Source organism: Acinetobacter sp. LMB-5, assembly GCF_001541635.1.
GTDB lineage: Bacteria > Pseudomonadota > Gammaproteobacteria > Pseudomonadales > Moraxellaceae > Acinetobacter > Acinetobacter pittii.
Genome location: NZ_LRDR01000004.1, coordinates 193,674 through 214,005, shown reverse-complemented (window position 1 = coordinate 214,005; position 20,332 = coordinate 193,674). Strand labels below are relative to the sequence as shown.

The 20,332-nt window shown below is 39.7% G+C and carries 21 protein-coding genes and 1 pseudogene; 18 read left to right on the top strand and 4 right to left on the bottom strand.

Features of this window, described 5'->3' with window-relative positions; translation table 11 throughout:
* Positions 1–78: 78 nt before the first annotated feature.
* From AW165_RS06245 to rdgB, 6 genes are all read left to right on the top strand, one after another.
* Positions 79–762: a Fe2+-dependent dioxygenase gene (locus tag AW165_RS06245; RefSeq protein WP_032054373.1), complete on the top strand. Its 684-nt coding sequence runs from the start codon at positions 79–81 to the stop codon at positions 760–762.
* Positions 763–1,222: 460 nt separating this feature from the next.
* Complete coding sequence (leuA, locus tag AW165_RS06240; RefSeq protein WP_005066113.1) at positions 1,223–2,920, top strand: 2-isopropylmalate synthase; 1,698 nt, start codon at positions 1,223–1,225, stop codon at positions 2,918–2,920.
* Between the two features lie 83 nt (positions 2,921–3,003).
* Positions 3,004–4,164: a homoserine O-succinyltransferase MetX gene (gene metX, locus AW165_RS06235; protein WP_060465255.1), complete on the top strand. Its 1,161-nt coding sequence runs from the start codon at positions 3,004–3,006 to the stop codon at positions 4,162–4,164.
* Entirely contained in the window at positions 4,164–4,757 is a 594-nt protein-coding gene (metW, locus tag AW165_RS06230; RefSeq protein WP_001217230.1) for a methionine biosynthesis protein MetW, read from the top strand. Before metX ends, metW begins: the two co-directional genes overlap by 1 nt.
* The gene (locus AW165_RS06225) at positions 4,754–5,341 is read left to right on the top strand and encodes a tetratricopeptide repeat protein (protein ID WP_005804213.1); all 588 of its coding nucleotides are present in this window, start codon (positions 4,754–4,756) and stop codon (positions 5,339–5,341) included. Before metW ends, AW165_RS06225 begins: the two co-directional genes overlap by 4 nt.
* A gap of 174 nt (positions 5,342–5,515) precedes the next feature.
* On the top strand, positions 5,516–6,142 hold the full coding sequence (gene rdgB / locus AW165_RS06220) for an RdgB/HAM1 family non-canonical purine NTP pyrophosphatase (protein WP_060465254.1): 627 nt from the start codon (positions 5,516–5,518) through the stop codon (positions 6,140–6,142).
* Positions 6,143–6,334: 192 nt separating this feature from the next.
* Here rdgB and AW165_RS06215 read toward each other — a convergent pair whose 3' ends face one another.
* Positions 6,335–7,210, bottom strand: a complete 876-nt coding sequence (locus AW165_RS06215) for an AEC family transporter (RefSeq protein ID WP_060465253.1) — start codon at positions 7,208–7,210, stop codon at positions 6,335–6,337.
* A gap of 252 nt (positions 7,211–7,462) precedes the next feature.
* Here AW165_RS06215 and AW165_RS06210 point away from each other — a divergent pair, with 252 nt between their 5' ends.
* The 5 genes from AW165_RS06210 to AW165_RS06190 all read left to right on the top strand — a co-directional run bounded on the left by AW165_RS06210 (position 7,463) and on the right by AW165_RS06190 (position 13,424).
* Positions 7,463–7,681 carry a Sec-independent protein translocase subunit TatA gene (locus AW165_RS06210; RefSeq protein ID WP_002114991.1) on the top strand — a complete coding sequence of 73 codons (219 nt, stop codon included), beginning with the start codon at positions 7,463–7,465 and terminating at the stop codon, positions 7,679–7,681.
* A gap of 12 nt (positions 7,682–7,693) precedes the next feature.
* On the top strand, positions 7,694–8,131 hold the full coding sequence (gene tatB / locus AW165_RS06205; RefSeq protein WP_060465252.1) for a Sec-independent protein translocase protein TatB: 438 nt from the start codon (positions 7,694–7,696) through the stop codon (positions 8,129–8,131).
* Complete coding sequence (gene tatC / locus AW165_RS06200) at positions 8,128–8,898, top strand: twin-arginine translocase subunit TatC (RefSeq protein WP_002114673.1); 771 nt, start codon at positions 8,128–8,130, stop codon at positions 8,896–8,898. Before tatB ends, tatC begins: the two co-directional genes overlap by 4 nt.
* Before the next feature lie 175 nt (positions 8,899–9,073).
* A complete protein-coding gene (locus AW165_RS06195) occupies positions 9,074–11,026 on the top strand; it encodes a PhoX family protein (RefSeq protein WP_060465251.1) in 1,953 nt (650 codons plus the stop codon).
* A gap of 205 nt (positions 11,027–11,231) precedes the next feature.
* Positions 11,232–13,424: a PhoX family protein gene (locus tag AW165_RS06190; RefSeq protein ID WP_060465250.1), complete on the top strand. Its 2,193-nt coding sequence runs from the start codon at positions 11,232–11,234 to the stop codon at positions 13,422–13,424.
* Between the two features lie 49 nt (positions 13,425–13,473).
* Here AW165_RS06190 and AW165_RS06185 read toward each other — a convergent pair whose 3' ends face one another.
* Positions 13,474–14,253: an NRDE family protein gene (locus tag AW165_RS06185; protein WP_060465249.1), complete on the bottom strand. Its 780-nt coding sequence runs from the start codon at positions 14,251–14,253 to the stop codon at positions 13,474–13,476.
* 93 nt (positions 14,254–14,346) lie between these two features.
* On the opposite strand from AW165_RS06185, the gene lgt reads away from it, so the two are divergent.
* The 7 genes and pseudogenes from lgt to msrA all read left to right on the top strand — a co-directional run bounded on the left by lgt (position 14,347) and on the right by msrA (position 19,237).
* A complete protein-coding gene (lgt, locus tag AW165_RS06180) occupies positions 14,347–15,165 on the top strand; it encodes a prolipoprotein diacylglyceryl transferase (RefSeq protein WP_005066098.1) in 819 nt (272 codons plus the stop codon).
* Positions 15,166–15,245: 80 nt separating this feature from the next.
* Positions 15,246–15,605: a hypothetical protein gene (locus AW165_RS06175; RefSeq protein ID WP_002115133.1), complete on the top strand. Its 360-nt coding sequence runs from the start codon at positions 15,246–15,248 to the stop codon at positions 15,603–15,605.
* Between the two features lie 9 nt (positions 15,606–15,614).
* Positions 15,615–16,002, top strand: a pseudogene (locus AW165_RS06170) (hypothetical protein); the annotation flags it as partial.
* A 143-nt stretch (positions 16,003–16,145) separates the two neighbouring features.
* Positions 16,146–16,988 (top strand): thymidylate synthase, encoded by an 843-nt coding sequence (gene thyA / locus AW165_RS06165; protein ID WP_017398793.1) that lies wholly within the window; start codon positions 16,146–16,148, stop codon positions 16,986–16,988.
* Positions 16,989–17,032: 44 nt separating this feature from the next.
* Positions 17,033–17,542 (top strand): dihydrofolate reductase, encoded by a 510-nt coding sequence (locus tag AW165_RS06160; RefSeq protein WP_002114723.1) that lies wholly within the window; start codon positions 17,033–17,035, stop codon positions 17,540–17,542.
* 14 nt (positions 17,543–17,556) lie between these two features.
* Entirely contained in the window at positions 17,557–18,612 is a 1,056-nt protein-coding gene (locus AW165_RS06155) for a DUF4105 domain-containing protein (protein ID WP_060465247.1), read from the top strand.
* Between the two features lie 100 nt (positions 18,613–18,712).
* On the top strand, positions 18,713–19,237 hold the full coding sequence (gene msrA, locus AW165_RS06150) for a peptide-methionine (S)-S-oxide reductase MsrA (protein ID WP_004794799.1): 525 nt from the start codon (positions 18,713–18,715) through the stop codon (positions 19,235–19,237).
* 57 nt (positions 19,238–19,294) lie between these two features.
* Here the strand turns inward: msrA and AW165_RS06145 are convergent, their stop codons facing one another.
* Positions 19,295–19,699, bottom strand: a complete 405-nt coding sequence (locus AW165_RS06145) for an ExbD/TolR family protein (RefSeq protein WP_000885432.1) — start codon at positions 19,697–19,699, stop codon at positions 19,295–19,297.
* Complete coding sequence (locus tag AW165_RS06140) at positions 19,699–20,319, bottom strand: MotA/TolQ/ExbB proton channel family protein (RefSeq protein WP_001011664.1); 621 nt, start codon at positions 20,317–20,319, stop codon at positions 19,699–19,701. The genes AW165_RS06145 and AW165_RS06140 overlap by 1 nt, the downstream gene beginning before the upstream one ends.
* Positions 20,320–20,332: the final 13 nt, after the last annotated feature.

The window sequence follows — 20,332 nt, the reverse complement described above, 5'->3', positions numbered from 1 at the left end:
TTAGTTGAATTTCATATAAAATAGCCTCGTCATGAGGCTATTTTTACAAATGAAGTATCTATTTAAAAGGTGTTTGCTGTGATTCATCATATTCCCAATGTTTTAAGCAAAGAGCAAGTTGCCGAGTTTCGTAAGCTCATGGAAGACGCCAATTGGGTAGGTGGGAAAGTGACTGCCGGCACCTTGTCTGCTTCGGTGAAAAGAAATCAGCAACTCTCAGAACAAGATCCCCTTACTCATCATTTAAGTGATCTTGTCATCAAAGCAATTTGGCAAAATCCAGTGTTTCAGGCTGCTGCCCTACCCCACAAAATTATTCCACCGCTTTTTAATCGTTATGATGAACATGAAAGCTTTGGTTTCCATGTAGATAACTCAATTCGCCTTATCCGTGGAACTTCTGAACAGCTCCGCACTGATTTATCTTGTACATTATTTTTAAGTGAACCCGATGAATATGAAGGTGGTGACCTAGTGATTGAAGATACTTATGGTTATCACGAAGTTAAATTACCAGCAGGTGATGTCGTGCTCTACCCGTCTACTAGCCTGCACGAAGTCAGTAGCATTACCTCAGGTACTCGTTTTGCTTCTTTTTTCTGGGTACAAAGTTTGGTCCGTGACGATAGTAAACGCCATCTTTTATTTAATCTTGATGAGAGCATTCGAGAACTACGTAAATCACACGGTGATAACTATCCAGAAGTCATGAAGCTGACCAACATTTATCATAATTTAATTCGTATGTGGTCAGAACTGTAACTATATTTATTTTTGCCTTTTTAAGACCAGATAATCTTTTTTACCTTAATAAGGCAAAAATATGAAAATTATTTCCCACAAAAAACAAAACAGCGCAAAATTAGAAAATTATTTTCTAAACAACTTAACTAAAATTATGATAAGAATTTTGCACAAGGTGTAATCATTGTTTAGATGTGATATATCTAAATAACAAGATTACCTGCAAACCACCAAACTTATTATTTCACGGTCTAGAGATGAAAACGAATTACTTGTTTGCCCCGCCTACTCAAGCAAGACATCATCTGCAACTCCTGATGCTGCGCCAAGCGCGCGTATAAAAATTTTGTCTGCTTTTTAAAGCAGCACTTTGAAATTCCCTTTAATTTTTTTGAATTAGATACCATATATATTAAGTAGAGATGTTGCCTTTTAAATATATCCAGAGCAACCGCGCTACGAGACAAGGAGTTTTCTCATGATGTTGGCTGACCCTAGCAAAAAATACCGCCGTATGTACCAGCGTGTGGATTTACCAGATCGCCAATGGCCAAATAACGAAATTACAAAAGCGCCAATCTGGATGAGTACGGATTTACGTGACGGTAACCAAGCAATTTTTGAACCGATGAACATGGAACAAAAATTTAAAATGTTCAAAATGCTTGTGAAAATCGGTTTTAAACATATTGAAATCGGTTTCCCTTCTGCATCTCAAATTGACTTCGATTTTACTCGTATGTTGATCGAAGAAAATCATATTCCTGATGACGTATACATTGAAGTTTTGGTTCAAGCACGTGACCATTTAATTGAACGTACTTTTGAATCTTTGGCAGGTGCTAAACGAGCGATTGTACATATTTATAACTCCAACTCTCCAACCTTCCGTCAAAAGGTGTTGAATGTAGATGTTGATGGCGCAAAACAATTAGCAATTAATGCTGCTCAAAAAGTTAAAGAGTATGCAGCTCAATATCCTCAAACAGACTGGATTTTCCAATACAGCCCAGAATGTTTCTCTGCAACTGAATTGGAAGTGGCTAAAGATGTCTGTGATGCCGTCACAGAAATCTGGGATGCACGTCCAGATCATAAAGTTATTTTAAACTTGCCAGCGACTGTCGAGGTTTCTACACCAAATGTTTATGCAGACCAAATTGAATGGATGCATCGTAATTTGGCACGTCGTGATGGTGTAATTATTTCTGTTCACTGCCACAATGACCGCGGCTGTGGTATTGCTGCATCAGAACTTGCCATTATGGCAGGTGCTGACCGTGTTGAAGGCTGTGTGTTCGGTAATGGTGAACGTACAGGTAACGTTGACGTTGCAGCAATTGCATTGAACATGTATACCCAAGGTGTAGCACCAGAGTTAGATTTTTCTAATATTAATGAAGTGATTGCAACGGTTGAAGAATGTACTGGTTTACCTGTACACCCTCGTCATCCATATGCAGGTGACTTGGTATTTACTGCATTCTCTGGTTCACATCAGGATGCGATTAAAAAAGGCTTCGAGTACCAGAAAAACGAAGAAATCTGGGATATGCCTTACTTACCAATCGACCCGAAAGATTTGGGCCGTGACTACGATGCTGTAATTCGTGTAAATAGTCAGTCTGGTAAAGGTGGTATCGCTTATTTATTAGAATCAAACTACAACGTTGTGTTGCCACGTCGTTTGCAAATCGAATTCAGTCAGGTTGTTCAACAATATGCTGATGAGAACGGTACAGAAATTAACGCTAAAGAAATCTGGACGTTATTTAAAGACGCGTATGTTGATGTGAAGAATCATCACTACACAGTCAAACACTACAAGTTATCTGACATTAATGGCACTCAAATTATCGAACTTGATATTGATGTCGAAGGTGAAACGCAACAACTTCGTGGTGAAGGTAATGGACCAATTTCTGCATTCTTAAATGCTCTTCAATTACCAATTGACGTATTGAACTATGAAGAACGTAGTATTAGTTCAGGTGCAAATGCGAAAGCATTAACCTTAATTGAACTTCAAGTAAAAGGTACAGGTAAAGGTTCGTTTGGTGCCGGTGTCCATGACAATACAGTCACCTCATCAATTGAAGCAATTATTGCGTGTACCAACCGTTTGATTGATCAAGGTGTTTTAAGTACAGATCAGGTTGTTGCCGCCGCTGTTTAATTAAAAAAAAGACTTTGGAAAGGATACCTAGCTTGGTATCCTTTCTTTTTATTCCTGAAAGATTTAAAAGGCGAAATGTTCCCGTGTCTTTTCCAGCTGATTCAGTGGGGTTAGTCACTCCGCAAAAGTTCCAATTTGAAGAACCATTACACCTTGAATGTGATCGTGTTTTGCCACGTTTTGAACTAATGGTCGAAACTTACGGCACTTTAAATGCTGATAAATCAAATGCAATTTTAATCTGTCATGCTCTTTCCGGACATCATCATGCAGCGGGTTATCACCACGAAGATGATAAAAAAGCTGGATGGTGGGATAGTTGTATTGGCCCGGGTAAGGCAATCGATACAAATAAGTTTTTTGTAGTTTCGCTCAATAATATTGGTGGCTGTAATGGCTCAACTGGCCCGACCTCACCAAATCCTGAAAATGACAATCGCCCTTATGGACCTGATTTCCCATTAGTAACGGTACGCGACTGGGTTAAAACTCAGGCCATGCTTTCTGACCGTTTGGGTGTAGATGTCTGGTATGCAGTGGTCGGTGGATCATTAGGAGGCATGCAAGCACTACAATGGTCCGTAGACTACCCTGACCGCCTACAAAAATGTGTGATTATTGCCAGTGCACCAAAGCTTTCAGCACAGAATATCGCATTTAATGAGGTTGCTCGTCAGTCAATCTTGTCTGATCCAGATTTCCATCGTGGCCGTTATTTAGAAAATGATAGTTATCCGAAACGCGGACTAATTTTGGCTCGCATGGTCGGTCATATCACCTATCTTTCAGAAGAAGCCATGAAACAAAAATTTGGCCGTGATTTAAAATCTGGCAAATTTATGTACGGTTTTGATGTCGAGTTTCAAGTCGAAAGCTATTTACGTTATCAAGGTGAACAGTTCAGCCGTAACTTTGATGCCAATACCTATCTCATCATGACTAAAGCTTTAGATTATTTTGATCCATCACGTGAGTATGGTCATTCTTTAACTGAAGCGATGGGTAAAACTAAATGCCAGTTCCTTATTGTCTCGTTCACAACTGACTGGCGTTTTGCACCAAGCCGCTCACAAGAAATTGTAGATGCACTTATTACCAATCATAAGCCAGTAAGTTATCTTGATATTGATGCTGAACAAGGCCATGACTCGTTCTTATTCCCGATTCCACTGTATGTCAAAACCATGCGCGCTTTCTTAGGCGGTGAAGAACACTTAAAATCGACATCACTGGAGGCAAGCTAATGCGTATTGATCAACAACTGGCAGAAAAGTGGATTAAACCCGGCTCAAGCGTACTCGATTTAGGGTGTGGTGACGGTGAATTACTCGCTCATATGAGCCAAAAGCATCAAATTCGTGCTTATGGTTTAGAAATTGATCAAGAAAAGATTGCAATTGCCGTCAGTCGCGGGTTAAATATTATTCAACAAGATTTGAATCTCGGCTTAAGCCGCTTTGCAGACCAGTCCTTTGACTATGTGGTTATGGCACAAGCTTTGCAAGCCGTAGATGCACCCGATGTTTTATTAAGAGACATGGTGCGTGTGGGTAAACAGGCAATTATTACTTTTCCAAACTTTGCACATTGGAAGACTCGCTCTTTTCTTGCATTAAAAGGAATGATGCCTGTATCGGATGCTCTACCATATATGTGGTATAACACTCCCAACATTCATTTATGTACATTTAAAGATTTCGAAGCACTATGTGCTGAAAATCAGATACAAATTATTAATCGACTCGCCGTCAATGGAAATCAGCAGGGAAGCCTGTTAAGCAAACATGTTCCGAATTTGTTTGGTGAAGTCGCTATTTATCGAGTGAGTGCACTATGAAAAAGACATTATTTAGCACACTATTTGCAGGACTGCTAAGTATGCAGGCTCATGCAGATTATATCGCCCAGCCACAATCGGTTGCGAGTCAGGCTGCACGTTTTTCAACAATGGGGATTAACGATCTTCAGAAAGCAGCAAAAGCTGGTCAAGCAGGCGCACAGTTTTATCTTGGTACACACTATCAATATGGTAAAGATGTAGCAAAAGATGACAAACAGGCTTTCGCATGGTTTAAAGCAGCAGCGGATCAAGGTTTATCGCCAGCACAATTAAACGTAGGCCGCATGTATGCCGACGGTATTGGTGTTAAAAAAGATGAGTCTATGGCTCGTAAATACTTTGAAAAAGCAGCAAGCAATGGTGATAACCGTGCAAGCTATAACCTCGCGATGATGGAAGAGCAAAAGAAAAACTACGTTGGTGCTTACCAATGGTATGAGCTTTCAACTCGTGATGGCATGCTCGACAATAAAGTGATTAGCTTATCTGAAGGTAAGAAAACTGCTCTAGCAGCAAACTTAACTCAAGAACAAATCCGTACAGCACGTGACCGTGCGGACAAATGGATTCAAGCACAATAATAACGGTTCATCCGTAAAAAACCTTACTCGACTAAAGCCACCTTGTATGCTCTACAAGGTGGCTTTAGTTTAGGTTGTCCCATTTTATATTCTATTTATTTCCCTCTATATCCCCTCTTAAAAAACACGTAACATAACTCACGTTCGATATTAGCTATAAAGTTTGGTTTTATTATGTCTACCCCACATTGGTTTGATCAGGGCAGTTTAGTTCTTGCCAGCAATAACAAAGGTAAAGTCGCAGAGTTTGAAAAACTTTTTGAACAGCTTAAGTTACCAGTAGAAATTATTCCTCAAGGTCGCCTTAATATTCCTGATGCAATTGAAGATGGTTTAAGCTTTATTGAAAATGCCATTATCAAAGCTCGTCATGCCTCTAAAATTTCAGGTAAACCTGCTATGGCTGACGACTCTGGTATTTGTGTTCCTGTCTTAGGCGGTGCACCTGGCATTTATTCAGCACGCTATGCTGGAGAACATGGTGACGATGCAGCGAACAATGCCAAATTATTAAATGACCTTTTACCCTACCGTAAAAATGGTGAAGTAATTGAAGGTATGTTTGTATGCGTACTTGCTTTAGTGACGCATGCTGAAGATCCTTTACCACAAATTTTCCAAGGAATCTGGCACGGCGAAATTTTAGAAGCTGCACGTGGTGAAAATGGCTTTGGTTATGACCCATTGTTCTGGTTGCCTGAGCTACAAGTGTCTAGCGCTGAATTGTCTAAAGAAGACAAGAATAAGATTAGTCATCGTGGACAAGCGATGCGGTTATTTAAAGAGAGCTTACAGAAGTAAGCTGATCACATGGCCACAATATGCAGCGTTAGAATATATTAAACTTTGTATAGGCAGACCTTACTTTTCAAAGATGAAAAGTAAGCAAAAATCTTTTGTTAGACTGATGGTACGTTCATGTACCACAGTCTAACTGGCGGCATCCATGCCGCCTTCGCACAAGCAGATGTAGGGGAAAAATTTTTAAATTAATTATAGTGGGAAATGCAAAAATACCGCATAAATCGCAATAAAAATACAACTCACAATCGTCCCTGAGGCAATATAAGCCGCTGATCTTCCGGTCCCTTGATAATGTGTTTCTAGCGCTACGATATTGGCTGCTGGCGGCAGACAGAACATTAAAAACATCACTCCAATTTGCTGGTTTATATTTGGAATGGGTAAAAATCTATAAGCTAAGCCACAAAGAATAAACCCGCACACTACTTTAAATGCTTGAGCTTTTGTACTGTAAATTAAGTCTTTTAAATGCACTCGGGTACGGCGTAGCCACATTCCCAGCACACACATACCAGCAAAAGTCATGACAAACTTGGCAACTTCATATACCCAATGTATAGCAGGATGCTCGATATGTTGAGCACCTAACGACCTAAGTAAAAGTGCACAAAATATTGAAATACACGGTGGAGAAGTTAAAACCTTTTTTAATATGTTGAGCTTACTTTGTGGTGCAGTGGTGACTGCCGTAACAGCCCATGCATTTCCAAAAAGAGACATACCAATATATAAAGCCACAATAGGAGCCGTAGCATCAGGGCCAAATAAAGCCATGGCAAAGGGAAAGCCAAGCCACCCCATATTGGTATAACTCACGCATAGCGCTAATAATCTGTCTTTAAATAAAGCTAAATAGGCAAAGAAAATAAGAAATGCTGAACCGAAACTAAACAGCATTAAACTCAAACTACCTGGCTGATAAAATACCATGTTGTAAATAATAACAATTGGTATTAGTAAGCGGGCAAGCCAAGCTGAAAGAATAGGTTTTATGGTTTCTGCAATGGAAGTCTGAGCAAGTAGAAGTCCTGTGATAAATGCCAATATAGGCAGTAGTAGCGCCACGCTCTCTCCTCTTGCTCATCAAAACCAGCTTGCTATGCTACACCTTTTCAAAATGAAATGTACTCTCCATTTCAAGTAATTTAAGTGACTCTTTTCAAACTATGTATAAATAAAAAAAGAAGATATTCAGTTTATAAAATGAACTTTTTAGGTTTTGACAGCCATTCATTGTCTTAAAAATGACATATAAATGTCACATTCCTGTCATGTCAACCTGTTGATATAAAGCAAACTGAAAAGAGGTATAAGATCATGGCCGGTTTATCTATTTGGCATGTCGTTATTTTTGCAATTGTCGTTATTTTATTATTCGGTACGTCGAAATTAAAAAATATCGGTAAAGACGTAGGCGGTGCAGTAAAAGATTTTAAAAAATCAGTTCGTGAAGAAGATGAGACTACTGCTCTTAATACTCCACGTACAATTGATGCCCAAGTCAAAACACCTGACAGCACATCAGTAAAAAGCTAAAGGTTTTCGACTATGCTTGATGTAGGAATGACAGAGCTACTCTGTTTTGCAATTATTGCAATTTTAGTTTTAGGCCCGGATAAACTTCCAGAAGCTGCACGCTTTGCTGGTCGTTGGTATGTTCGTCTAAAACGTTATATTACCAATTTGCAAAATGAGATTGATCAAGAGTTGCGTCTTTCTGAGTTTCGAAAAGAAATGCAAGAAGAACTCAACCGCATTGAAGCACTAGAACGTAAAGTACAACAACAGCTTGAAGAAATTCAAAAGCAGAATATTTCTGAAAATATAGATAAGGCTGAGACAACCAAATCAGTGCCCCAACCTATTCGGATATGTCTTCCTATATCAGGCCATTATAAAGTCCCATACATTAGAAAATTTATGCCTTTAGCATCATCAACTGATATTTCAGAGACATCACCTGTTAAATTGAAGATTGCCGTATGAACCAACTGCCTTCAACCACTGTAAATAATCAGGAAAATTTAGACCAAATGCCAATCATGAGCCATTTGGTCGTTTTACGACGTCATTTATTTAGGATTGTCGGAGTAACCTTATTTTTATTTTTTTGCTTATTACCTTTTAGAAATAATACTTACCAATTACTATCCGAACCTTTGAGGCTGCAACTTCCAACCTCCTCGTCAATGATTGCAACCGATGTCACTGCAACATTCATGGCGCCTTTTAAACTCAATTTATTTGTCGCACTTGTGCTGGCAATGCCATTTATTCTGTATGAAATCTGGTCATTTGTTCGTCCAGCGCTGTATCAAAAAGAACGTCATTTAGCACTACCATTACTCATCGGTAGTATTGTCTTGTTTTATGCGGGTGTTGCTTTTGCATATTACATTACTCTTCCGGCAATTTTACATTTCTTTATTAGTGTATCGCCTGAAACTGTTGCACCGATGACGGATATTAATAGCTACCTAAGCTTCTGCTTAAAGTTATTTTTAGTATTTGGACTGACTTTTGAAATTCCAATCGCGACGCTTCTCCTTATTTTAATCGGTGTGGTAAATACAAAAAGCCTTGCTGAAAAAAGACGTTTTATTATTGTTGGATGTTTTTTTGTAGCGATGTTTATTACACCGCCAGATGCAATTTCAATGGTGATGTTAGCAATTCCAATGTGGTTGCTTTTTGAGCTCGGCCTGCTCTTTGGTAAAATTCTTGAGAAAAGAAAAAACCATTCTGCTGAATAAAATGATTTCTAAGAAAAAGCCTGAGCCTACAAGTTCAGGCTTTTTTATGTAGAGCACTTTTTAATCTACAAAGCGATAAACTGTCTTCAAAGTGACTTAAAAATGTAAGAAAAGTGTCATTTTCAGTCCATAGAATCAACTCAACAAATATACCCACAAAATTTACGGATTTCTTATGACAACTGCTTCTACTCAACCAACGCGTCGCGAAATTTTAAAATGGTTTTCGGGGATTCCTTTTCTACCATTAGGAGCGATGGCTACGGCAGCAACATTAGCAGGTTGTAATGATAGTGATGACAGCTCAGTAGTCACTCCAACACCACAACCAAGCAAATTTAAAAATGCAAAATTCACAGCAATGCCAGCGCCAACAACTGCAGCTGATCGTGCAACAACTGTAGTGAATTCTAAATTAAAAATTGATTGGGAAAATTCAACCAGTACTGAATACCAACTCGCTTATAAACCTTTCTTTAAAACTGGTGATAGCGTACCAAAACTTGGTGGTGGGACGATTATCGCGGGTGGTTATTTTGATGTTAACGGCAATCCAATTATGGATAAGTCAGTTGCTGGTAAAGAGCGTCAGTTCTTTTCAGACTGTCCAGATGGTTCATCTCTAATTCAATTAGAAGGTGCGAAAGTTGAAGGCGTAGCAAACCCAGTGTTCCATGTCGTTCAATTTGAATACAACTCTAAAGACCAAGCAGGTGGTGATACTTACGGTCAATTACCTTCACCAATCGCAATTTTAACTTTAGATCAAGACCAAAAAACAGGTCACCTAGAACTAAAAAAATACTTCAATGTTGATACTGCACCAGTACACGGTTTATGGATTACTTGCGGTGCTAGCTTATCACCTTGGAACACTCACTTATCAAGTGAAGAATACGAGCCAGATGCATTCAATCAAGGTATTGGCGGTACAGATCCAAAATATCTTGGTAAATACTTCTTTGGTGATGAAACCAAAGCAAACCCATATAACTACGGTCATTTGCCAGAAGTAACGGTTAACCTTGATGGTACAGGTAGCATTAAAAAGCACTATTGTTTGGGTCGTATTTCTCACGAACTTATCCATGTTATGCCAGACAACCGTACAGCACTTATGGGAGATGACTACACCAACGGTGGCTTCTTCATGTTCGTTGCAGATAAAGAAAAAGATTTATCTGCAGGGACACTATATGTTGCTAAATACATTAATACCCTAACTGAAATCTCAACTGCTAGCATTCAATGGATCAAACTTGGCCATGCGACTAGTAAAGAAATTGAGGATTTAGTTGCTGGTGGGATTAAGTCAACTGACATCATGGAAAGTTTAACAACCAATCCAAATGATGCCAGCTATACTGAAATCACTTTGGCAAAGAAACAGCTTTGGGTCAAACTTAAACCAGGCATGGAAAAAGCAGCAGCTTTCTTGGAAACACATCGTTATGCAGCACTAAAAGGTGCAAGTATGGCGTTCACCAAGATGGAAGGTACTAACGTAAATATTAAAGATAAAGTTGCTTACTCTGCTTTAGCTAATATTCAAGATTCAATGGTCATTGGCGGTAAAGGTTATGTCGCTGGACATAATGTCGCGTTCTCTAAAAAGATTACTGCTGGTGGCGTGCTTGCACACAAGTTAGGTAATAGCTTTACAGACAACGAAGGTAGCGCAATCAATAGCGAGTGGGTTCCTCTTTACTCATATATGCTACTCATGGGTGAAGATCTTGCTGCGAAAGATAGTTTAGGTAATACAGCGAACCCAGACAAAATTGCTAGCCCAGACAATCTGAAGTTCTCTGAAACTTTACGTACATTATTCATTGGTGAAGACTCAGGTAACCACGTGAACAACTTCTTGTGGGCATACAATGTAGATACCAAAGAGTTAACACGTTTACTTTCTACACCGGCAGGTGCAGAGTCAACAGGTTTACATGCGGTAGATTCAATCAACGGTTGGACTTACATCATGAGCAACTTCCAACATCCAGGCGATAGTAGTAGTGTACCTGAGGATGTTAAGGCATTAATTAACCAAAATTACAACAATGGTTATAGTGCTAACGTCGGCTATATTACAGCAGACCCAATTGCCCCTTCAGTCACAACTAAATAATTTTTCATAACCTCTCTAAATATTAAAGCTGGCTAAGGTCAGCTTTAATATTTTTACATTCAACTTTTACTTTTTATGAAAATTAAATGAAAAATTACAGAACTTTTCATTAACTTATCATCAAAACGTCAACGCCTCGTCACATTCACAAACTAAGCTCATGAAGAATTTTAGAACAATCTCTTTATTTATTTAGGAATTTCCCATGACAGAGCTGACGCCATATCATGAAGACCAAGAATTGAACAACAATACTTCTGACAATATCCACTTTCGTGACATTTTAGAACAACACATCAGTCGCCGTAGTTTAATTACTAAAGCAGCAAGTGGTGCTGTAGCTTTAACCTTAGCCTCTACTTTAACAGGCTGTAATGATAGTAATGATGACTCAGGTTCTAACAACGGTGGAATCCCACCTGTAGATCCAAATAAAAAACCAGAGAAATTAACTTTTACAGCAGTGGCAAAAAACCACAACGATATCGTGACTGTACCAGAAGGCTATGAAGCCAATGTTATTTACGCTTTAGGGGATTCAATCAATCCAAAAGTTGGAGATTGGGATGACAATAAAATTCCACTTGGTCCAAGTTTCCAGTTTCGCTCTGGCGACTGCCATGACGGCATGCATTTCTTTGGCTTAAATACTTCAACAAACCGATTTGACGAGAGTGTTTCAGCGCAAGGTTTGTTAGTCATGAATCACGAATATATCAACCAGACCTTCCTTCACCCAAAAGGTCCAACAAGAGTTGATGGACGCCGCCCTGAAGATGAAGTCATTCGTGAAACCAATGCGCATGGCGTATCTATTGTTCACATTAAAAAAGATCCAACAACTCAACAAGTAACAATTGATAAAAGTTCTGCTTTTAACCGTCGTATTACAGCATCAACAGAGATGGATTTTGAAGGTGCTGCTGCTGGGTCTAGTTTGCTTGCAACTCGTTTCTCACCTGCTGGTCGTCAAACTCGTGGCACCCATAATAACTGCGGTAATGGTTATACGCCTTGGGGCACATACTTAACTACCGAAGAAAACTTTATTGGTTACTTTGCTCGTAGTACGACTGATGACGCGTTACGTACTCCAGAAGAAATTATTGCACTGAAACGCTATGGCTTAAAGGCAGGATCTGGTTCACGCTACGGCTGGGAAACAGCAATTGGTCAAGTTGAATCACAAGACTTGTATGATCGCTGGAATGCCGATGTAAAAGCCGTACAGCCGACACAGGACTACCGTAATGGGCCAAATACATTCGGCTGGATGGTCGAGATTGATCCTTTTGATAACCGCCTAAACCCAGTTAAACGTACCTCATTGGGTCGTTTTGCACATGAAGATAGTGCTTGCCGCGCTGTAGCAGGTCAGCCATTAGCGTTTTATATGGGTGATGACTCTCGCGGTGAATACATCTATAAATTTGTCTCGACCGCTGTGTGGGATACCAAAGATGTAAATGGTGGCTATACAGCTGGCGACAAATATATGAACGCGGGTAAATTGTATGTTGCCAAATTTAATAATGATGGTTCAGGTCAATGGATTGAACTTGCCTACGGCAAAAATGGCTTAAATGAAAGCAACACTACATACCCTTTCAAATCTCAGGCAGACGTTGTCACATTTGCACGTTTGGCAGGTGATGCAGTCGGTGCTACAAAAATGGACCGCCCAGAATGGTGTACGGTTAATCCAGTAAACGGCGAGGTCTATGTCACCCTAACCAACAACTCAAATCGTGGTAAAGATTACGCGACCGATGCTGCAAACCCACGTAACTACACAGACCTCTACAACGGCACTAAAGAGCAAAAGGGTAACGTTAACGGTCATATTATCCGTTTTAAAGAAACTGATGACAAAACCACTGCCGAAACCTTCAAGTGGGATATTTATCTGTTTGGTGCAGAAGCATCGATGGCTTCAAACATCAACTTATCAGGTTTAACAGACAACAATGATTTGTCATCTCCAGACGGGATGTGGTTTGACCCACGTGGCGTACTTTGGATTCAAACAGATGATGGTGCTTATACCGATGTTACTAACTGTATGATGCTTGCAGCGCTACCGGGTCAAATTGGTGATGGTACTACTGCCACTACGTCAAATGGCCAACAAACGCTAGTCGGTGCTAAAGTTACAGACTCAACACTACGCCGTTTCTTGGTTGGACCAAAGCAATGTGAAATTACAGGTATTGCCATGACACCTGATCACAAAGCTATTTTTATTAATGTTCAACACCCTGGTGAAGACTCGAAAAGTTACGCAACACCAGACAGTAACTGGCCAGCAACTCAAAAAGACCCAAGCAATAAAACAGCACGTCCACGTTCAGCAACTGTTGTGATTACGCGTAAAGATGGCGGTGTGATCGCAGGCTAATTCGTTTATGCCAATAAAAATGCCGGTCAATTGATCGGCATTTTTATTGCTATCGATTTAAAGGAATTTGTTGCTGCACAATTTGACCGCTGTGCTCACCTTGTTGGATCTTTTCAAACCAAAGCCATTCATTATTGGTCATTCTTAGAAAATTCGAACAGCGTGTGCCATACACAGGACTTTGAATAAAGGTAGATGACAATAACTCTTCCAGCTCTGCTTGAATGCCAGTATTGGGTAATAAAGCAGTTGTGACTTTGCGCTCATCTTCCAAAATATCCCACGCCGCATGTTGCAAAGTTAACTCTTCTGTCTGATGCTGAAGCATAGGTAAAAACTCTTGCGTAAAACGTGTTCGTAAATGTTTAGTTTTTTCCCAATGTTCAGACATCAAGCCATTCGAAACCACATATACACCGTTAGCCAATACTTGCGGAGCTTCACCACGGTTACTCATATAAACCGCTTGATCAGCATTTCCCATAAATAAGTTAAAGCCAGCAAAATTCTGTTGCTGCTGTTCTAATTGTTGAGCAAATCGAATCGGCAATAAATCAGATTCTAAAAAAGCCTGCACCAAATGCCCCCGAGAAGTCTCATAAGACTTTTGATCCCGTCCATCACGGAAGTTGGTTAAAACAGCCCATCGACCTTGAGGCGTAACGCCCATCCACGTGCCACCCGACTGCAAATCTTGTCCTGCAACAATGGGGGTATGTTCCCACTGATGCAACAAAGCTGTTGGACGATGATAAAACTCATCCCGATTTGACATAAGACACAAGGGCATATCATCCAGAACATGCCATGCTAAAGTCACAATACACATCTTTTCTTATTCCCTATCTTTACACATTGAATGTACAACATTTTTCACATCATTCCGCTACAATCTGTCAAAACGTAAGATCAAGGAGCAGCAATGCTGACCTATCCTAATATCGATCCGGTCGCAATACATCTAGGACCTCTTCAAGTCCATTGGTATGGACTCATGTATTTATTGGCATTTTTATGTGCTTGGGGGCTTGCTTCCTACCGTGCCAAACAGCGTGATGGCTGGACATCAGAAATGGTTTCCGATCTGGTGTTTTACGGTGCTTTAGGTGTCGTTCTGGGCGGTCGTGTCGGCTACGTCCTTTTCTATGAGTTTGATAAATTCCTTGAAAATCCGATTTGGTTATTCCAAGTCTGGACAGGTGGTATGAGTTTCCACGGCGGCTTTTTAGGCGTCATGATTGCGATGTTATTTTGGTGTAAAAAATATCAAAAAACATGGTTCCAAACCCTCGACTTTATTGCCCCATGTGTACCGACTGGCTTAATGTTTGGGCGCTTTGGTAACTTCATTGGTGGAGAGTTATATGGTCGTGCAGTAACTGACCCAAATTATCCATTTGGTATGATCTTCCCAACTGATCCATTACAACTGGTACGCCATCCATCACAAATTTATCAAGCAATTTGTGAAGGCTTAATCCTATTTATTGTCTTGTGGTGGTTTAGTTCAAAACCACGTCCACGTATGGCAGTTTCTGCTCTATTCTTAATGGGTTATGGCGTTGCACGCTTTGTGATGGAATTCTTCCGTCAACCAGATGCCGACCAAGGTTTTATTTTGTTTGGCTGGATGACTAAAGGTCAGATCCTCACCGTTCCAATGCTATTAATTGGCCTTTGGATGATGTGGTATGCCTACCAAAAGAAAATTTATGACTGGGGCCCACAAAAGAACAGTTAATATGATAAATCAGAGGAGTTTCGGCTCCTCTTTTCTTTTTTATGCTACAGTTTTTACTCTCCTAAAAATGAAGATACGACATGCTGGAATTCTGGTTTAACACTCAAGTCCCGACATTTAAAAAATTAGTAATTTTAATTATTACACTGTTGATTTGTATCGGATTATATCAATACCAACCATTGCCTTTAGATACCATTTTAATGTTTACAGGAACTGGGGTTATTTTTTTAATATGTCGCTATTTTAAATTGCATTTTGCTCAAAAAAATCCAACTGGCCTACTTTACCGCCTGCTGACTTGGATCCCTATCGCTCTTTTATTTGCACTTATTTTTGTTAAAACAATGCCGAACTTGCTGATCTGGGGCGTTCAAGGAATCGCTTTTATGGCTCTTGCTGCTTTTATTTTTTCACCTCAATCACTTTTTAATAAATAGGCTCAATATATGTTGGCTTATTGGTACAACGCACCACGTCACATCAAACTTATCTTCATTATTGTTGTTTGTGTTGCAGTTTATGCTGCTAATCAAGTTCAGCCCTTACCTCCTATTTATACAATACTCAGCCTTATTTTTGGGTTTGGTTTACATATTGGGCATTACTTGAATACCAAACTTTCAAACAACACATCAGGCAAATCGAGCTTGGGCGTTTTAATCAAAATCTATCCTATTTTGATCATTATTATTTTGATGTATTTGCTCCCTTTTCAGCATAAATGGATTCATCTCATACAAGCTTTAGGCTTTGTACTGGTTGGCTTTTTCCTTGTCTCGATTTATCAAAATCGCGCTAAAAGATTTAACTAAACACATTCAGCAAAAATATCTTAGAACTAATTTTAGATTTTCATCTTGAGCTACAACAGGTATCATCTTCAGTGGTTCATGATGAAGCAGCTCTATTGAGTAATTATTTATCTTGTGAGCTATCTCCCTTCTATTTTATGGAATTAATCCGAACTCGAGAGTGTTATGCGTGCATATTTAGACCTACTACAACATATCCTTGATAATGGCGGTGACAAAGGCGACCGTACAGGCACAGGAACCCGTTCTGTATTTGGTCATCAAATGCGTTTTGATCTCTCTAAAGGTTTTCCTTTACTCACCACAAAAAAAGTTCATTTCCGCTCGATTGTGATTGAGTTACTTTGGTTTTTAAAAGGCGACACCAACGTCCAATACCTAAAAGACAATAAAGTTTCAATTTGGGATGAATGGGCAACAGCAGAACAAACTGCTCGCTTTGGCCGTCCAGAGCATGAACTTGGACCAGTCTATGGTCATCAATGGCGTAATTTCGGCGCAACTAAAAATGCTGACGGTACTTATAATCAAGATGGTTTTGACCAGATTAAATGGTTAATTAACGAAATTAAGACCAATCCAAACTCGCGCCGTTTAATTATTTCTGGCTGGAACCCAAATGAAGCTGGACAAGTTGCCTTACCGCCTTGCCATACGCTCTTCCAATTTTTCGTACAAGACAACAAATTGTCATGCCAGCTTTATCAACGTAGTGCTGACGTATTCTTAGGCGTGCCTTTTAATATCGCGAGTTATGCTCTACTCACCCATATGATTGCTCAAGTGTGCGGTTTAGGTGTAGGTGATTTTGTCTGGACTGGTGGTGATACACATCTTTATGTAAACCATTTTGAACAAGCTAAACTTCAATTGACACGTGAGCCTTTACCGCTATGCCAATTGAAACTAAATCCAGAAATAACTGATTTGTTTGATTTCAAATTTGAAGATATCGAGATTGTAGGTTACGAGTCACATCCTGCAATTAAAGCACCAGTTGCAGTATAAAGACGGCTTAAATTTCATTAGATTACGGTTTAGAGAATAAGATTATGGCATGGCAAAATGTAGAAGTTGTCCACGTTGTGGCAATGGACAAAAACCACTGTATTGGTAAAGGCAATGCGTTGCCATGGCATATTTCTGCCGACTTAAAACATTTTAAAGAAATCACACAAGGTGGCGTGGTCGTGATGGGTCGTAAAACCCTTGAGTCTATGGGCCGTGCTCTACCAAACCGTGTGAACTGGGTGATTACCCGTGACATTAACTGGCAATTTGATGGCGTTAAAGTTGCGTATTCAATTGAAGATGCCTTAAATGCAGCTTTAGAAGATGTAAAGAATACCGAAAAACAAGCGTTGTTCATTATTGGTGGTGGTGAAATCTTTAAGCAAACCTTATCGATTGCAGACCGTCTTGAGCTCACTCATGTTGACTTAGATGTACAAGGTGATGCACATTATCCAACAATACCGAGTGAGTTTCATAAAACCGCAAGTGAACAGCATGTTGATGAAAAATCAGGAACTTCATTCGAGTTTGCCACTTATAAAAAATAATTTTATGGATGCCTATGCACAATATCGGAACACGTGAATTTATTACTGCTCTACTTTTTGGGCTATTACATAGTTTATTCACGCTGTTTATTGTGTTCTCTAGCATTTGGGTATGCGTAGCGCTTTGGGTTCAACAACCTTTTGGCTGGTTAGGCAGCCGCATACTCATTGGCATCTGGATTGCTTTTGCACTCAGCATGGCTGGCTTATATGTTGAAGGCCATATTGTTAGCAGACGCACCGACATTCTGATCTATCTTCTTGCATTTGCTTGTTCACTAGTCTGGTATTTTTCGATTACTGCACGTCAAGATCGAGACTGGAACCCTGAAGTTGCTAATATACTGAGTTACGAAAAGCACGGCGATGTGATCACTTTGCACAATGTTCGTAACTTCAACTGGCATCCTGACGGAACCTATGATGTACGATGGGAAACCCGAACATTTGATCTTAAGCAATTAAATGGCATAAACATCATTGCCTCTTACTGGATGGGACCACAAATTGCTCATACGCTGGTAAGCTTCGAATTTAAGAATCAGCAACCTTTGGTCTTCTCAATCGAGATTCGTAAAGAAAAGACTGAAGAGTTTTCGGCAATTGGCGGTTTTTTTAGAAAATATGAACTTAGCTTAATTGCTTCTGATGAAAAGGATATTGTCTATACACGTAGCAACATCCGTAAAGAGCAAGTTTATAATTTTCCAGTCAATATGCCGCGTAGCGAGCAAAAAGCGCTATTTTTAGAATATCTTAAGAAATCGGATGAGCTGCGCAACAAGCCTGAGTGGTACAACACACTTACGAGTAACTGTACAACTTTAATTTTTGATATGGTTCAAGCAATTAACCCCTATGAACTTCCTAAAGATTATCGTCTAATCGCTTCCGGTTACTTACCTAATTATTTATATGACCTTAAAGCACTTAATCAAAATATCAGTTTAAAACAGTGGTATCAAATTGCGCATATCAACCCAAGAACTGAAAATTTTGAACAGCTCTCAGATCAGAGTAGTCAACACTTCTCTCAAATCGTTCGACAAGGTTTACCTAAAGCTAAATGAAATAAGTAATGCACTTTTCTTTACTTTTTTATACATGCTTTACTTTGTATTTTAAATACATAAACCCTATTGTAATAGGCAGGAAATAGAGGGAAAAACAATGCAACAGGCATTATTTGGCGGCGGCTGTTTTTGGTGCGTCGAAGCTGTATTTTTACAAATACGCGGTGTAGAAAAAGTAACGAGTGGTTATGCAGGTGGACACACCACTAACCCTACCTACGAGCAAGTATGTCAAGGAGACACCCAGCACGCTGAGGTGATTTTAGTCGACTTTGATGAAGAGCAAGTAACTTACTCCCAGTTACTCGACGTGTTCTTTGCGACTCATGATCCAACGACTTTAAATCGCCAAGGTAATGATATTGGCACGCAATACCGCTCTGTTATTTACTATTATAATGAAGAGCAAAAGCAGGCAGCGGAACACACGATTCAGACTCTAAAAAATGACGATCTTGATATTGTGACTGAGCTGTCTCCTGTTCCGACATTCTATCCGGCAGAAGAATATCATCAGAATTACTATGCAAAGAATCCTTCACAAGGTTATTGCAACTTTGCGATTCCACCAAAGCTGCTCAAGCTATATAGTAAATTCCAGCATCTGATGAAAGATCAATAAATCAGAGCAATAAAAAAGCAACCAAATTGGTTGCTTTTTTATTGAGTAAACTAAATTTTAGTTTTCACTTACAAAGGCAATATCGCTCAGTCCGGCTTCACTGGCGCGAGACATTACCTGAGCAACAGTATCGTACTTCGACTCTTTATCAGCACGAAGTTGAACTGTTGGTTTAACATCGCCTTGACCTGCTTCTTGAAAACGTTTTTGAAGCTCATCTAGGCTAATTACTTGAGTATCCCAAGCCACTTCACCATTTGCATTGATACTAATCGTAATTGCTTTTGGTGGTGGATCAATAATTTCAGCAGTTGTTTTAGGAAGCGTTAATGGAATCGATGGGTTGGCAACTGTTGCTGTGACCAAAAAGATGATCATTAACACCAACATAATGTCGATTAGCGGAATGAGATTCATCTCATTCATGCCACTATCGTGGTCTTCACCCAATTGAAAAGCCATTAAGCTTGACCTCCAACGTAACTTTGCTGTGCAGTTTTAACATCAGACTTTACAGTTGAGTCTTGCTGCAACATTGTGTCAATTAACAAGCTGTGCGCTTGATCTTGTAAGTCATGAGCAAGACCACGGTTTGCACGTACACAAATGTTATAAGCCAATACCGCTGGAATCGCAACTGCAAGACCAAGACCAGTCATAATAAGTGCTTCACCTACTGGTGTAGCCACTTGAGCCAAACCTGCTTGTCCGCTTTTACCTACGGCAACCAGCGCATGGAAAATACCCCAAACAGTACCAAACAAACCTACGAATGGTGCAATTGAAGCAATCGTTCCTAAAACAGAAATACCTTTATCAGCATTGGCCTTTTCAGCAGAAATCTGACGAAGTAATGCCTGCTCTGCAACCGCTTTACGCTGTTCAAAACTCAAAGGTTGTAACTTTGCTTTTAGCGAAGTGATAGCCTGAGAAAGTTGAGCATAAGCTTGTTGTTTTAGCTGGCGAGTCCCCATCAAACGTAAGATGAAAACTGTCCAGGTAGCAATCGACATTGCCAATAAGATGAAATACAGGGTCTTACTCACTGCATCTGCATGTTGCCAATAGATTGAAAAGTTCATATTGAACTCCTGA